We start from the raw sequence: 13,544 nt of genomic DNA on the forward strand, positions 1-13,544 counted from the left end.
GGAGTAGAACCATTGAGCGGTATCGCGAAGGGGATCGGATGGCTGCTGCTGGGCCTGTGCCTCGGCTGGCAGTCCGCGATGGCGGCTGATATTCAGAATGTGCGGCTCTGGCTGGCGCCGGACCATACGCGGCTGGTGTTTGACCTGTCGGGGCCGGTGCGGCACAAGGTGTTCGCGCTGGACAACCCCGATCGTCTGGTGGTGGACATGGCCGGGTCGCGGCTGAGCGCCAGCCTGGACAGCCTCGGCATCGACGACAGCCCGATCAGTCGCATCCGGCACTCGCGCCAGCCCGATGGTACGCAGCGCATCGTGCTGGACCTGAGTCGCGGCATCAAGCCGCGCAGCTTCGCGCTGGCGCCCAACGATCAGTATGGCCATCGGCTGGTGGTGGATCTGCTCAATAACGGCACCTCGGGGCCGACCAATCGCATTGGGCCTGAACCCGCGACGGTTGTGGACGACCCGGGCGTTCTGCGCGATATCGTGGTGGCGATCGACGCTGGTCATGGTGGCGAGGATCCGGGGGCGCTCGGGCCTGGCGGGTTGCGGGAGAAGGATGTGGTCATGGCCATTGCCCGCGAGGTATACCGGCGGCTGGAGGCGACGCCGGGATACAGGCCGGTCATGGTGCGCGACGGCGATTATTACGTCAGCCTCAGAGGGCGCACCAAGCTGGCGCGACGCACCAATGCCGACCTCTTCGTCTCGATTCATGCCGATGCCTTCAAGGACAAACGTGCCAATGGCGCCTCGGTATGGGTGATCTCCGATCGCGGCGCCACCAGTGAAGTGGGCCGCTGGCTGGCCCAGAAGGAGAACGGCGCGGACGCCATCGGGGGCGTGGTCAGTCTCGACGACAAGGACGAGGTGCTGGCCAGTGTCCTGCTGGACATGTCTATGACCTTCAGCATGGAGGGCAGCCGCCAGGTCGCCGAGCGGGTGCACCGCAATATTGGCAAGTTCGCCCGCATGCACAAGCCCTTCGTCGAGCAGGCCGGTTTCGTGGTGCTGAAATCGCCGGGCATCCCGTCGATACTGGTTGAAACCGGCTTCATCTCCAACCCGGACGAAGCGCGCAAGCTGAAATCCAGGAGCTACCAGCGTGAGATGGCGGCGGCGATTGCCGACGGCATCCAGGACTTCTTCTGGAACCGTCCTCCGGCGATGACCCATATCGCCCACCGCAAGAGTGGCGGTCAGCTGCCGACGCTGGCTGCGCGGACCTACAAGGTGGCACGCGGCGACACCCTGTCGGTGATCGCGGTGCGCAACGGCGTTACCCTGGCAGACCTGAGGGCCGTCAATGGTCTCTCGAACGACACCATCCGGGTGGGGCAGGTGCTGAAGATTCCGTCCAGTTAAAACGGGTCGCCTGTGGTAGAGTTTGCCTTTTCAAACCAGGCACCGGTGCGAGGCTTGTTCTGCCTTGCCCGGGGCCCGTCATCCGATAAGTTGTCTATGTCACGAATTCATCTGCTGTCGCCGCGTCTGGCCAACCAGATCGCGGCCGGCGAAGTGGTCGAGCGTCCCGCCTCGGTCATCAAGGAATTGCTGGAAAACAGTCTCGATGCCGGCGCCACCCAGATCGAGATCGACGCCGAGCAGGGGGTCAAGCTGATGCGCCTGCGCGACAACGGCGACGGTATCGAGCAGGAGGACCTGCCACTGGCGCTGAGCCGGCACGCCACCTCGAAGATACTGGCGCTCGAGGACCTGGAAGCGGTCTGCAGCCTGGGCTTTCGCGGCGAGGCCCTGGCCAGTATCAGTTCGGTCTCGCGCCTGACGCTGACGTCGCGCCGGACGGGAGCCGACAATGCCTGGCAGGTCCAGACCGAGGGGCGGGACATGGAGCCTAGCGTCAGTCCGGCTGCGCACCCGCAGGGGACCAGCGTCGAGGTACGGGATCTGTTCTTCAATACCCCGGCGCGGCGCAAGTTCCTGCGCACCGAAACCACCGAGTTCAAGCACCTCGAAGAGGTGGTCAAGCGGCTTGCTCTGAGCCGTTCCGATGTCGCTTTCCAGTTGCGCCACAACGGCCGTGTGATTCATCAGTTGCGCCCGGCGCAGACCGAAGCGGAACACGAGCGCCGCATCGCCTCGGTCTGCGGACCGGCCTTCATCGATCAGGCGCTGTCGCTCGATGTCAGCGCCGAGGCCAGCGGGCTGAGGCTCTGGGGCTGGATCGGGCTGCCGACCTTTTCCCGCAGTCAGGCCGATCTGCAGTATTTCTTCGTCAATGGTCGCATTATTCGCGACAAGCTGGTCGCCCATGCGGTGCGTCAGGCGTATCAGGACGTGCTCTTCCATGGCCGGCATCCGGCATTCGTGCTCTATCTCGAGCTGGATCCCAAGCTGGTTGATGTCAATGTACACCCGACCAAGCACGAGGTGCGCTTTCGCGAAGGCCGTCTGGTTCATGATTTTATTTTCCGCACCCTGCACCGGGTCATTGCCGATGTACGGCCCGAGGCGGCCCCGGCCGGAGCGGCGGCCCCGCCACTGCAGCCGGCGCCGGGGGCCGCCTTCAGCGAACCGCGCTACGAGCAGGGGCGGATGCCGCTGAGCAGCGGTGCCGCCACGCCGTCCCCGTCGGCGGTGCGGGACCAGATCAGTGCCTATGGCGCCCTGCATCAACCGGCGCCGATGCCAGTGGCACCGGGGGTTAATGGCACTCCGGTACCCGGCGCACAGCCCGCGCCGCTGCCGTCCGATGACGCCGGGACGCCACCTCTGGGCTATGCGATCGCCCAGCTTCATGGTGTCTACGTACTGGCGCAGAACGAGCAGGGGCTGGTGCTGGTCGATATGCATGCGGCCCACGAACGTATTGTCTACGAGCGCATGAAGCAGGCATGGGAGAGCGAGGCGGCACGTTCCCAGCCGCTGCTGGTGCCGCTGAGTATCGCGGTCAGCCAGCGCGAAGCCGATTGCGCCCAGGAGCAGGACGGCGTATTCAGGCGCCTGGGCTTCGAGCTGTCGCGCATGGGCGAGGAAAATTTGCTGGTACGACAGGTGCCGGTGGCGGTAGCCAGGGGCAATGTCGAGCAGCTGATCCGTGATGTGCTGTCGGACATGCTGACCTACGGCAGCAGTCAGCGCGTCGAAAACCACATCAACGAACTGCTGGCGACCATGGCCTGTCACGGCGCGGTGCGTGCCAACCGTCAGCTGACGATCCCGGAGATGAATGCGCTGCTGCGGGACATGGAAATTACCGAGCGCAGCGGCCAGTGCAATCACGGCCGCCCGACCTGGACCCAGCTGTCGATGGGCGAGCTCGACAAGCTGTTTTTGCGGGGGCGCTGATGTCATGAGCGAACAGAAACGGCTGCCGCCGGCGATCTTCCTGATGGGGCCGACGGCATCGGGCAAGACGGCGCTGGCGATGGCGCTCCACGACCGTCTGCCCTGCGAGATCATCAGTGTCGACTCGGCGCTGATCTATCGCGGCATGGATATCGGCACCGCCAAGCCGACACCCGACGAACTGGCGCGCTATCCCCATCGGCTGATCGATATCCGCGATCCGGATGAAAGCTATTCCGCCGCCCGGTTTCGCGACGATGCGCTGGAGGAGATGGCGCGCATCACCCGGGCCGGGCGCATACCGCTGCTGGTGGGGGCACCATGCTCTATTTCAATGCGCTGCAGCATGGGCTGGCGGACCTGCCCGGAGCCGATGCCCGGGTGCGGGCGCGGCTGGAGCGGGAGGCCTCCGCCCATGGTTGGCCGGAAATGCACCGCCGTCTGGCGCAGCTCGATCCGGAGTCTGCGGCGCGACTCAAGCCCGGTGACGCCCAGCGCATCCAGCGCGCACTGGAAGTCTGCGAGTTGAGCGGGCGCGCGATGAGCGAACTCTGGCGCGAGCAGCAGCGCAGCGCGCTGCCGTACAGCCTGGTATCGCTGGCCGTGATGCCGCCCGAGCGCGCCGAGCTGCACCGGCGTATCGAGTTGCGCTTCGGGCAGATGCTGCAACAGGGGCTGGTCGAGGAGGTCGAGCGGGTGCTCTGGTCGCGAGGCGATCTGGATCTTGCGTTCCCGTCGGTGCGCTGTGTCGGTTATCGCCAGGTGTGGGAGTATCTGGAGGGGCGCTGGGACTATGAAACCATGCGGTACAAGGGTATTGTAGCGACCCGCCAGCTGGCCAAGCGCCAGATTACCTGGCTTCGAGGCCGTGACGATCTCCACTGGCTCGAGACGAATGATCCCCAGTTGCTGTCTAAAGCCTTGAAATTAGTGGACTCAGCCATTATATAATGAGCGGCTGGCAGAACTTTGCCTGTGCAAGGCTGTCACTTTGAGGTCGGGGTGCCGGAAGGGGGTAACAAACGGTCCCGGCCCGATAACCTATAACGATTTTTCAGGAAGGAGTTTGCAATGTCAAAAGGGCAGTCTTTACAAGACCCTTATCTCAATGTGCTGCGCAAAGAGCGCGTACCGGTTTCCATCTTTCTGGTCAACGGCATCAAGCTGCAGGGGCAGATCGAGTCTTTCGATCAGTTCGTCATCCTGCTGAAGAATACCGTCAGCCAGATGGTCTACAAACATGCGATCTCGACCGTCGTACCTGCACGTCCGGTGAAACTGCCGCAGGGTGACGAGAAGCAGCCGGACTGAGGCCATCTTGTTTTTCGAACGTCCCGAGTCTGGAGAAAAGGCGGTTCTCGTTCACATCGATTTTGGTGACGAGGACAAGGCTGAAAGTCCCCAGGAGCTCGAAGAGCTCGCACTCTCGGCAGGCGCGGATCCGGTAGAATTTCTGCTCGGAAGCCGCGCCCATCCGAGCCCCAAATTTTTCCTCGGCAGCGGCAAACTGGAAGAGCTGCGTGAACTGGTCAATCTTCACCAGGCCGAGCTGGTTATCTTCAACCATGCACTGTCGCCGGCCCAGGAGCGCAATATCGAGCGCGAGATCAAGTGCCGGGTGCTGGATCGCACCGGACTGATCCTCGATATCTTCGCCCAGCGGGCGCGCACCCATGAAGGCAAGTTGCAGGTCGAGCTGGCGCAGCTCGATCACATGTCGACGCGCCTGGTACGCGGCTGGACTCACCTCGAGCGCCAGAAGGGCGGTATCGGTTTGCGCGGGCCGGGCGAAACCCAGCTCGAGACGGACCGGCGTCTGCTGCGTGCGCGCATGAAAAGCATCCACAAGCGGCTTGAGAAGGTGCGTCGCCAGCGCGACCAGGGGCGGCGGGCGCGTCAGCGCGCCGAAGTGCCGACGGTGTCGCTGGTCGGCTATACCAATGCCGGCAAGTCGACGCTGTTCAATCGCCTTACGACGGCCGACGTCTATGCTGCCGACCAGTTGTTCGCGACCCTGGATCCGACCCTGCGCAAGATTCAGCTGGCCGATGTCGGGCCGGCGATCCTGGCTGATACGGTGGGCTTCATTCGCCACCTGCCGCACAAGCTGGTCGAGGCTTTCCGGGCGACGCTGCAGGAAACGTCCGAGGCGACATTGCTGCTGCATGTGATCGACTGTCACGACGATGAGCGTACAGGGCATATAGAACAGGTCAAACGGGTGTTGCAGGAGATCGGTGCGGACGAGATCCCGGTGCTGGAGGTGTACAACAAGATAGACCTGCTCCCGGGGCAGGAGGCGCGTATCGACCGTGACGAGGAGGGTCGCCCCTGGCGGGTCTGGCTGTCGGCGGTGTCTGGCGAGGGAGCCGATCTGCTGTTTCAGGCCGTCAGTGAGCGTCTGTCGGACGATCTCTTCCACGACACTCTGTGTCTGGAGCCCGGCGAGGGGCAGTTGCGCGCCCACCTCTATGAGCAGGGGGCGGTGGTGCGCGAGCGCACCGACGAAGCCGGCCAGATGCTGGTGGAGGTGCGCCTGCAGCGCAAGGATCTGTTGCAGTTGTTGAGTCGGCTCGGGATTCCGTCCGACCGTTACCTGGTACGGGCGGCGTCCTGAAACAGGTGACGACCGAGGTTGCACCTGTTACGGTGGCTACCTACAATTTTCTGAGTTGAATCAAGTATTTTGTAACGGAGAACGGTATGGCTTGGAATGAGCCCGGCGGGAACGGAGATGGCAACAACCATGACCCCTGGAGCGGCGACAGTCGTGGCGGCGGCAAACGCGGCGGTGGCAATCGGGGTGGTGGCGACCAGGGGCCGCCGGATCTCGACGAGGCCCTGCGCAAACTGCAGGAGAAGCTGAGCAGCATCTTCGGCAAGTCCGGCTCCGGTGGTTCCGGCGGTGGCAGCGGCAGTGCGTCAGGATCGGGCTTCATCTGGGTGCTGCTGGTCGTGGTGGCCCTGGGTTGGGCCGGTATGGGGTTCTATACCGTCGACCAGCAGGAGCAGGGTGTGGTGCTGCGTCTGGGCAAGTACTACGAGACCGTCAATCCCGGTCTGCAGTGGAATCCGCCGCTGATCGACGAAGTGACCAAGGTCAACGTCACCCGTGTCCGTACCCATGACCACCGGGCGCTGATGCTGACCGAGGACGAAAACATTGTCGATATCGACATGACCGTCCAGTATGTGGTCAGGGACCCCAAGGCCTATCGACTCAACGTGCGCGATCCCGAAAACAGTCTGGCCCATGCCGCCGAATCGGCTCTGCGTCAGGTTGTCGGTACATCCGAGATGCATTCGCTGCTGACGGAAGGGCGTGAGGCGCTGGCCGTCAGCGTGCTCGGGTTCCTGCAGAACTACATGGAAACCTACGGAACGGGTTTGCGCATCTCCAAGATCAACGTCAAGAACGCCCAGGCGCCGACTCAGGTGCAGGATGCCTTCGACGACGTGATCAAGGCGCGGGAGGACGAGCAGCGTGTCAAGAACGAGGCCGAATCCTATGCCAACGGTATCGTGCCGGAGGCGCGTGGTGAAGCCCAGCGTATGCTCGAGGAGGCCAACGCTTATCGCGAGCAGGTGGTCGCCCGGGCGGATGGTGAGGCCAAGCGTTTTCTGGCGCTGCTCGGCGAATACCAGAAAGCGCCGGACGTGACGCGCGAGCGCCTCTATCTGGACATGATGCAGACCGTGCTGGAGAAGAATCCAAAGGTGCTGGTCGATCTCGAGGGCGGCAACAACATGATGTATCTGCCGCTGGACAAGTTGATGCAGGACAGTGCGGTGCGTCGCGAAGCCGCGCGTTCGGGTCAGCGGCTGGATGACCAGAGTATGAGAGATTTAACGGACAGGGTGGTCGAAGAGTTGCGTCAGCGCCAAAGCACCACGACGCGTAGGGAGGGTCGGTAATGAAACCCAGGTCTATGTTTGTACTGGCCGTGCTGCTGCTGGTGGTGATGGCTGCCTCGAAGTCGATCTATATCGTCAAGGAAACCGAACGTGCGGTCCTGTTGCGTTTCGGTGAAATTGTCAATGACGACGTGCAGCCGGGGCTGCATTTCAAGATCCCGTTCGTTAATGTGGTGCGCAAGTTCGATGGCCGGGTGCTGACCCTGGATGCTCGTCCGCAATCCTTCCTGACGCTGGAGAAGAAGCGTCTGGTGGTCGATGCCTTCATCAAGTGGCGTATTCAGGATGTCGGCAAGTACTACACCGCAACCTCGGGCGACGAGTTCCGTGCCGGTGATGTCCTGTCGACCCGTGTCGAGAACGAGCTGCGTAACCAGTTCGGTGCCCGTACCCTGAACCAGGTCGTCTCCGGCGAGCGCGAGGAGCTGATGGAGGAGGTGATTCGCCAGCTGAGTGTAGTTGCGCAGGACGAGCTGGGGATCAATATCATCGATGTCCGGGTCAAGCGGGTCGAGCTGCCGGCCGAGGTGTCGGAATCGGTGTACCAGCGCATGCGCACCGAGCGTGAGCGTGAGGCGCGGGAGCTGCGCGCGCGCCGCGAGCTGGCCGAAGGTATCCGAGCCGATGCCGATCGCCAGGTAACCGTGATCAAGGCCGGGGCCTATCGCACGGCGGAAGAGCTTCGCGGTGAGGGCGATGCGCTGGCGGCGAGCATCTATTCCGAGGCCTTCAATCGCGATCCGGAGTTCTACTCCTTCTACCGCAGTCTCAATGCGTATCGCCAGTCGTTCGGTGGCGAGGGGGCGATGTGCTGCTGCTGGATCCAAGCAGCGACTTTTTCAAGTACCTGTCGCAGCCGATGGGGCGCTGACCTCCGGCGAGAAAGCAGGCTAAAACCACGGAAGCGGGTGCAATTTGGCACCCGTTCCGTGGTAGAATCCGCGAACCGGGCACAGACCCGGTTTTTTTGTGGCAGTGTGGCGCCGGTGGACGAGGTTTCCAATGTCTTCGGTTTTTTGGCGTGAGTTGTTAATCGGCTTCTGCCTGATGCTGGTGCTGGAGGGGTTGATGCCTTTTCTGTATCCGCAGCGCTGGCGCAGGATGGTGCAGCAGCTGTCACAGATCGATGACAGGGCGCTACGCTTTTTCGGTCTCGCGAGTATGCTGACCGGGGTGGCGTTGCTGTACTGGATCAACTGAATCTGAATACCGGGATAGTTTTGGAGTACTGCATGGCATTGGCAGATCGCTGGTTGTTGCCGGATGGCGTTAAAGACATACTGCCGCCCCGGGCGCGCCAGATCGAGGCGCTGCGCCGTAGACTGCTGGATCTCTACGACAGCTGGGGCTATGAGCTGGTCATGCCGCCGCTGATGGAGCACCTTGAATCCCTGCTTACCGGCGTCGGCCGGGATCTGGATCTTGATACGTTCAAGGTCACCGACCAGGTCAGCGGACATCTGTTGGGCATTCGTGCCGATATCACCCCTCAGGTTGCGCGCATTGACGCTCATCGCATGCGTAGTCAGGGGGCCAGTCGACTCTGCTACTGCGGTTCCGTGCTGCATACGCGGCCAGCCAATATGCTGGCGTCGCGCAATCCGCTGCAGGTCGGGGCCGAGCTCTACGGTCATGCCGGAATCGACAGCGATGTCGAGGTGATCGCGCTGATGCTCGAGACGCTGCTGGCGTCCGGCATCGAGGCACCGATCAGTCTGGATCTCGGTCATGTCGGTATCTTCCGCAATCTGATGGCGGACGCCGGGCTCAGCGATGCCCAGGAGGCCGAATACCTCGAGAAGCTGCAGCTCAAGGCTCTGCCCGAGATCGAGGTGTTCCTCAACGAGCTCGAGGCCGACGCCCGTCTGCTGGATCGTCTTGCAGAGCTGCCGCGCCTGCATGGTGGTGTCGACGTGCTCGCCCGTGCCCGGGTGCTGTTCGCGGATGCCTCGCCTGCGGTGACCGAGGCTATCGACTATCTTGAACAGCTGGCCGATCGTGTCGGGCGGCGTTACCCGCAGGTTCGCCTCTATTTCGATCTGGGCGAGCTACGCGGCTACAACTATCACACCGGTATCGTTTTTGCGGCCTATGCCGCAGGTTTTGGTCAGGCGATCGCCAAAGGTGGTCGCTATGACGAGATTGGTCGCGATTTCGGTCGCGCCCGGCCGGCGACGGGCTTCAGCTCCGATCTGAAAAGCCTGTCCGACCTGTCTGCTTCCGTGCTCGAAGTGCGCGGTGGCGCTATCCTGGCGCCGGCGGGGCAGGACCCCTTGCTGATCGAGCGGATCGGGGAGTTGCGTGCTCAGGGTGAGCGCGTTATTCAGCAGTTACCGGATGTGACGCTGGCGAATCTGTCCAGCTGTGATCGCCAGTTGCTGCGCCAGGAGATGACTGGGTCCTCGCGGCCCTGTAAGCGAATTTTCGATTAACGCTAAACACTTAGAGACAACAATGGGCAGAAACGTAGTTGTTTTGGGGACCCAGTGGGGTGACGAAGGCAAAGGTAAGATCGTCGACCTGCTGACCGAGCGGGTTGCTGCGGTAGTGCGTTTTCAGGGTGGTCACAATGCCGGCCATACACTGGTTATCGACGGCAAGAAAACCGTCCTGCACCTGATTCCGTCCGGTATCTTGCGCGAGGGGGTGCTCTGCCTGATCGGCAACGGTGTCGTGCTGTCGCCGGAAGCGCTGCTGAAGGAGATCGAAGGTCTGGAGCAGGCTGGCGTGCCGGTGCGCAACAGCCTGCGTCTGAGCCCGGCCTGTCCGCTGATCCTGCCTTATCATGTGGCCCTGGATCAGGCTCGCGAACAGGCGCGCGGCGAGAGCAAGATCGGCACGACCGGGCGCGGTATCGGGCCGGCGTACGAAGACAAGGTTGCGCGTCGCGGGCTGCGTCTTGAGGATCTGATGCATCCGGAGCGCTTTGCGGCCAAGCTCAGGGAAGTGATGGAATATCACAACTTCGTGCTGCAGAACTACTACAAGGCGGAGCCGCTCGATTATGATACGGTGCTCGAGCAGGCGCTGGCGATGGGCGAACAGCTGCGCCCGATGGTGGCCGATGTGACGGCCATTCTGCACGATCTGCGCAAGCAGGGTGCCAGCATCATGTTCGAGGGTGCCCAGGGCTCGCTGCTGGATATCGACCACGGCACCTATCCATTCGTGACCTCGTCCAACACCACGGCCGGTGGTACTTCGACGGGGTCGGGCTTCGGTCCGCTTTACCTTGACTACATTCTCGGTATCACCAAGGCTTATACCACCCGTGTCGGCGGCGGTCCTTTCCCGACCGAGCTGGGTTGCGAAGTGGGCCGGCGGCTGGCCGAGCGCGGTCACGAGTTCGGAGCGACCACCGGACGTGCCCGTCGCTGTGGCTGGTTCGACGCCGTTGCGCTGCGGCATGCCATCCAGATCAACTCCATTTCCGGTATCTGTCTGACCAAGCTCGATGTGCTGGACGGGCTGGAAACCATCCGGATCTGTACCGGCTACCGCGATGCCGAAGGCAATGTGGTGACTTCGCTCAGTGGCAGCGAGGACTACGAAGTGGTCGAGCCGATTTACGAAGAGATGCCGGGCTGGCAGGACTCCACCGTTGGTGCGAAATCGATCGATGCGTTGCCTGCCAATGCCGTCGCCTACATCAGGCGGCTGGAGCAGCTGATCGAGGCGCCTGTGGATATCATCTCCACCGGTCCCGATCGTGCCGAGACCATCGTGTTGCGTGATCCCTACGCGGGCTGAATGTAGCAGGCACAAAAAAACCGGCTGATGCCGGTTTTTTTGTGCCTGGATATGCTTCCCTGAAAGTTGCTCCTGCACTTTCAGGATTTCCACCATCCCTGGTGGTTGTCCTGCGAATGCAGGGATGTGCAGGAGCAGGGTTTGTGTCTGTGTAGGTCGGGCGGAGGTCTGCGGTTTTTACGCGTTACCTGCCATCCGTTCACCGGGTTATTTCAGGCGCTCGCCCAGTGCCGGGCGGATCACCTGCAGCAGTGCCTTGAACATTTTCGGATTGCCCGCAACCAGGTTGCCGCTGCTGCGGTAACTGTTGCCGCCGCTGAAATCGCCGACCAGTCCGCCTGCTTCCTGCAGCAGCAGGATGCCGGCTTCCATTTCCCACTGGTTGAGCCCGCTCTGGTAGAAGCCGTCGAGGCGTCCCGCCGCGGTGTAGGCCAGGTTCAGTACCGGTGAGCCGCCGCTGTAGATGCTGCCGCCCCCGAGGCTGATATTCTTGAACATCTCGAGAAATTCGTTGAGGTAGGGCTTGTCGCTGGTGCGACCGAAGAAGCCGCTGCCAATCAGGGCGCCTTCGATGGTCTTGCGGTTGCTCACGCGCAGGCGCTTGCCGTTGAAGTGGGCGCCATAGCCGCGGCTGGCCGTGAACTCCTCGCCGGCAATGGGGTTGATCACCACGGCATGCTCGATGCGGTTGTTGTGGTGACCGGCAATGCTGAGGGCGAACACCGGCAGGCCGTTGGCGAAATTCAGAATGCTGTCGACCGGATTGATGTTCCAGGTGAAGGCCGGGCCTTCCTTCAGCGGCGGATGCTGGCCGGTGTATTCGCCGACTAGGGTATGGCTGGGATAGGCTTTCTGAATCGTATGGACGATGGTCTGCTCGGCGTGCTTGCAGGTCTCGTTCAGGAACTCGGCAACGCTGGGCTGCTCGGATTTGATCAAATCAAGCCGCTCTACGGCGCGAGCGATCTGTTCTCCTGCAAGGCGTGCTGCGCGCAGGGCAATGTTAACCATCGGTTGCATCAGTCGGGAACCTAATCATCATCGAACCAAACGCGACATTATACAGAACCAGGGCGGTGGGCAGAATAGTCTTTCGCCATACTTCTGGTAGAATGTTGGCCCCTTGAAATCTTAAGGCTGGAAGATGCTCGAGAATATTCGCATCGTGCTCGTCAATACCACTCATCCTGGCAATATCGGCGGGGTGGCGCGGGCCATGAAGAACATGGGGTTGTCGGATCTCTGTCTGGTGGCGCCCAAATCCTTTCCCAGCGAGGTGGCCGACGCTCGTGCCTCGGGCGCCACGGACGTGCTGGAGCGGGGGCGGGTGGTCGACAGTCTGGAGCGGGCTGTCGAGGACTGCCACCTGGTGGTGGGGACCAGTGCGCGGGGGCGGCACATTCCCTGGCCGGTGATCGATCCCCGTGAGCTTGCCGGCATCGTCTCCGAAGTGCGTCCCGGGCTGCGGGTCGCGATCGTTTTTGGTCGCGAGGACCGGGGGCTGACCAATGAAGAGCTGCAGTGCTGTCATCATCATGTGCATATACCGGCGCAGGAGGGTTTCAGTTCGCTGAATCTCGCGGCGGCCGTGCAGGTCATTGCCTACGAGTTGCGGATGATGGTGCTGTCGGGCCATCCTGTCGATGCGCCGCGCTGGGGTACGGCCTGGGATATCGATCTGGCCGAAAGCGGTGAGCTCGAACGGATGTTCGACCATCTCGAGCGCACTCTGGTGGAAATTGAGTTTCTGGATCCGGATAATCCGCGCCAGTTGATGCCGAGACTCAGGCGTCTGCTGTTGCGGTCGGTGCCCGACAAGGTCGAGGTCAACGTCCTGCGCGGCATACTGACGGCGGTCAACAAGAAGGCCTCCGGCGATTGAGTGGGGGTGTTGCCGGTCGTCGTCGGGCAGGTTCGTGGCGTGCGGGCGTCGGTGCCGGCAGTCCGTCGTGCTACCATGGTGCCGAATGTCTTGATTAGTCGACTATTTTACTAGGTTAAATAGTTGATCGTTTTTGTAGGCTATTGCATAATGCTCGCAAGAATCGCCTGGTGTCGAGAGGAAGCTTATGCGATTAACCACCAAGGGGCGCTACGCCGTGACGGCAATGCTGGATCTGGCGTTGCACGAGGGCAAGGGGCCGATCAGTCTGGCCGATATTTCGGAACGTCAGGGGATATCCCTGTCGTACCTCGAGCAGCTGTTCGCCAAGCTCAGGCGTAACGAACTTGTCCGCAGTGTCCGGGGACCCGGTGGTGGTTATCAGCTGAGCCGGGAGCAGAAGCGCATCAATGTGGCTGAAGTGATCGATGCGGTCAACGAGTCCGTCGATGCCACCGGCTGTAACGGCAATGGTGGCTGTCAGTCCGGTCAGACCTGCCTGACGCATCACCTCTGGTGTGATCTGAGCGACCAGATTCATGCGTTTCTGAGCGGCATCAGTCTGTTTGATCTTGTGCAGCGCAAGGACGTGCAGGAAGTCGCATTGCGACAGGATCTGAAGCGTACGGACCAGCTGATAATGAGTACGGGTGAGCCATCGTCTGCCGAGCGCAAGGCAGCGGTTTAA

12 protein-coding genes and 1 pseudogene are annotated in these 13,544 nt (G+C 62.0%); 12 read left to right on the forward strand and 1 reads right to left on the reverse strand.

Annotated features, from left to right (window positions below; genetic code table 11):
* Positions 1 to 12 precede the first annotated feature (12 nt).
* From ACFQDL_RS17420 to ACFQDL_RS17465, 10 genes and pseudogenes are all read left to right on the forward strand, one after another.
* Positions 13 to 1,365 carry an N-acetylmuramoyl-L-alanine amidase gene (locus ACFQDL_RS17420; protein ID WP_379910143.1) on the forward strand — a complete coding sequence of 451 codons (1,353 nt, stop codon included), beginning with the start codon at positions 13 to 15 and terminating at the stop codon, positions 1,363 to 1,365.
* A gap of 96 nt (positions 1,366 to 1,461) precedes the next feature.
* On the forward strand, positions 1,462 to 3,309 hold the full coding sequence (gene mutL, locus ACFQDL_RS17425; protein WP_379910144.1) for a DNA mismatch repair endonuclease MutL: 1,848 nt from the start codon (positions 1,462 to 1,464) through the stop codon (positions 3,307 to 3,309).
* Positions 3,310 to 3,313: 4 nt separating this feature from the next.
* Positions 3,314 to 4,260 (forward strand): annotated as a pseudogene (gene miaA / locus ACFQDL_RS17430) (tRNA (adenosine(37)-N6)-dimethylallyltransferase MiaA).
* A gap of 120 nt (positions 4,261 to 4,380) precedes the next feature.
* Positions 4,381 to 4,620 carry an RNA chaperone Hfq gene (gene hfq, locus ACFQDL_RS17435; RefSeq protein ID WP_379910145.1) on the forward strand — a complete coding sequence of 80 codons (240 nt, stop codon included), beginning with the start codon at positions 4,381 to 4,383 and terminating at the stop codon, positions 4,618 to 4,620.
* A gap of 7 nt (positions 4,621 to 4,627) precedes the next feature.
* Positions 4,628 to 5,926: a ribosome rescue GTPase HflX gene (hflX, locus tag ACFQDL_RS17440; protein ID WP_379910146.1), complete on the forward strand. Its 1,299-nt coding sequence runs from the start codon at positions 4,628 to 4,630 to the stop codon at positions 5,924 to 5,926.
* 86 nt (positions 5,927 to 6,012) lie between these two features.
* Positions 6,013 to 7,224: an FtsH protease activity modulator HflK gene (hflK, locus tag ACFQDL_RS17445; protein ID WP_379910147.1), complete on the forward strand. Its 1,212-nt coding sequence runs from the start codon at positions 6,013 to 6,015 to the stop codon at positions 7,222 to 7,224.
* Positions 7,224 to 8,249, forward strand: coding sequence for a protease modulator HflC (gene hflC, locus ACFQDL_RS17450; RefSeq protein WP_379910148.1), 1,026 nt, complete (start codon positions 7,224 to 7,226; stop codon positions 8,247 to 8,249). The genes hflK and hflC overlap by 1 nt, the downstream gene beginning before the upstream one ends.
* Positions 8,227 to 8,424 carry a DUF2065 domain-containing protein gene (locus ACFQDL_RS17455; protein WP_379910149.1) on the forward strand — a complete coding sequence of 66 codons (198 nt, stop codon included), beginning with the start codon at positions 8,227 to 8,229 and terminating at the stop codon, positions 8,422 to 8,424. Before hflC ends, ACFQDL_RS17455 begins: the two co-directional genes overlap by 23 nt.
* Positions 8,425 to 8,456: 32 nt before the next feature.
* Positions 8,457 to 9,656, forward strand: a complete 1,200-nt coding sequence (locus ACFQDL_RS17460; protein ID WP_379910150.1) for an ATP phosphoribosyltransferase regulatory subunit — start codon at positions 8,457 to 8,459, stop codon at positions 9,654 to 9,656.
* Between the two features lie 22 nt (positions 9,657 to 9,678).
* Entirely contained in the window at positions 9,679 to 10,974 is a 1,296-nt protein-coding gene (locus ACFQDL_RS17465) for an adenylosuccinate synthase (protein WP_379910151.1), read from the forward strand.
* A gap of 207 nt (positions 10,975 to 11,181) precedes the next feature.
* On the opposite strand, the gene ACFQDL_RS17470 is transcribed toward ACFQDL_RS17465, so the two are convergent.
* The gene (locus ACFQDL_RS17470; RefSeq protein WP_379910152.1) at positions 11,182 to 11,994 is read right to left on the reverse strand and encodes an inositol monophosphatase family protein; all 813 of its coding nucleotides are present in this window, start codon (positions 11,992 to 11,994) and stop codon (positions 11,182 to 11,184) included.
* A gap of 124 nt (positions 11,995 to 12,118) precedes the next feature.
* Here ACFQDL_RS17470 and ACFQDL_RS17475 point away from each other — a divergent pair, with 124 nt between their 5' ends.
* Positions 12,119 to 12,856 carry an RNA methyltransferase gene (locus ACFQDL_RS17475; protein WP_379910153.1) on the forward strand — a complete coding sequence of 246 codons (738 nt, stop codon included), beginning with the start codon at positions 12,119 to 12,121 and terminating at the stop codon, positions 12,854 to 12,856.
* Positions 12,857 to 13,043: 187 nt separating this feature from the next.
* Entirely contained in the window at positions 13,044 to 13,544 is a 501-nt protein-coding gene (iscR, locus tag ACFQDL_RS17480) for a Fe-S cluster assembly transcriptional regulator IscR (RefSeq protein ID WP_379910154.1), read from the forward strand.

Origin of the sequence: Marinobacterium aestuariivivens (assembly GCF_042661465.1) — a bacterium.
GTDB lineage: Bacteria > Pseudomonadota > Gammaproteobacteria > Pseudomonadales > Balneatricaceae > Marinobacterium_A > Marinobacterium_A aestuariivivens.

Bases quoted from the DNA above. Each gene is read 5' to 3' on its own strand.
- iscR (WP_379910154.1), top strand. From the start codon at position 13,044: ATGCGATTAACCACCAAGGGGCGCTACGCCGTGACGGCAATGCTGGAT.
- mutL (WP_379910144.1), top strand. From the start codon at position 1,462: ATGTCACGAATTCATCTGCTGTCGCCGCGTCTGGCCAACCAGATCGCG.
- hflC (WP_379910148.1), top strand. From the start codon at position 7,224: ATGAAACCCAGGTCTATGTTTGTACTGGCCGTGCTGCTGCTGGTGGTG.
- ACFQDL_RS17470 (WP_379910152.1), bottom strand. From the start codon at position 11,994: ATGCAACCGATGGTTAACATTGCCCTGCGCGCAGCACGCCTTGCAGGA.
- hfq (WP_379910145.1), top strand. From the start codon at position 4,381: ATGTCAAAAGGGCAGTCTTTACAAGACCCTTATCTCAATGTGCTGCGC.
- ACFQDL_RS17465 (WP_379910151.1), top strand. From the start codon at position 9,679: ATGGGCAGAAACGTAGTTGTTTTGGGGACCCAGTGGGGTGACGAAGGC.
- ACFQDL_RS17455 (WP_379910149.1), top strand. From the start codon at position 8,227: ATGTCTTCGGTTTTTTGGCGTGAGTTGTTAATCGGCTTCTGCCTGATG.
- ACFQDL_RS17460 (WP_379910150.1), top strand. From the start codon at position 8,457: ATGGCATTGGCAGATCGCTGGTTGTTGCCGGATGGCGTTAAAGACATA.
- ACFQDL_RS17475 (WP_379910153.1), top strand. From the start codon at position 12,119: ATGCTCGAGAATATTCGCATCGTGCTCGTCAATACCACTCATCCTGGC.
- hflK (WP_379910147.1), top strand. From the start codon at position 6,013: ATGGCTTGGAATGAGCCCGGCGGGAACGGAGATGGCAACAACCATGAC.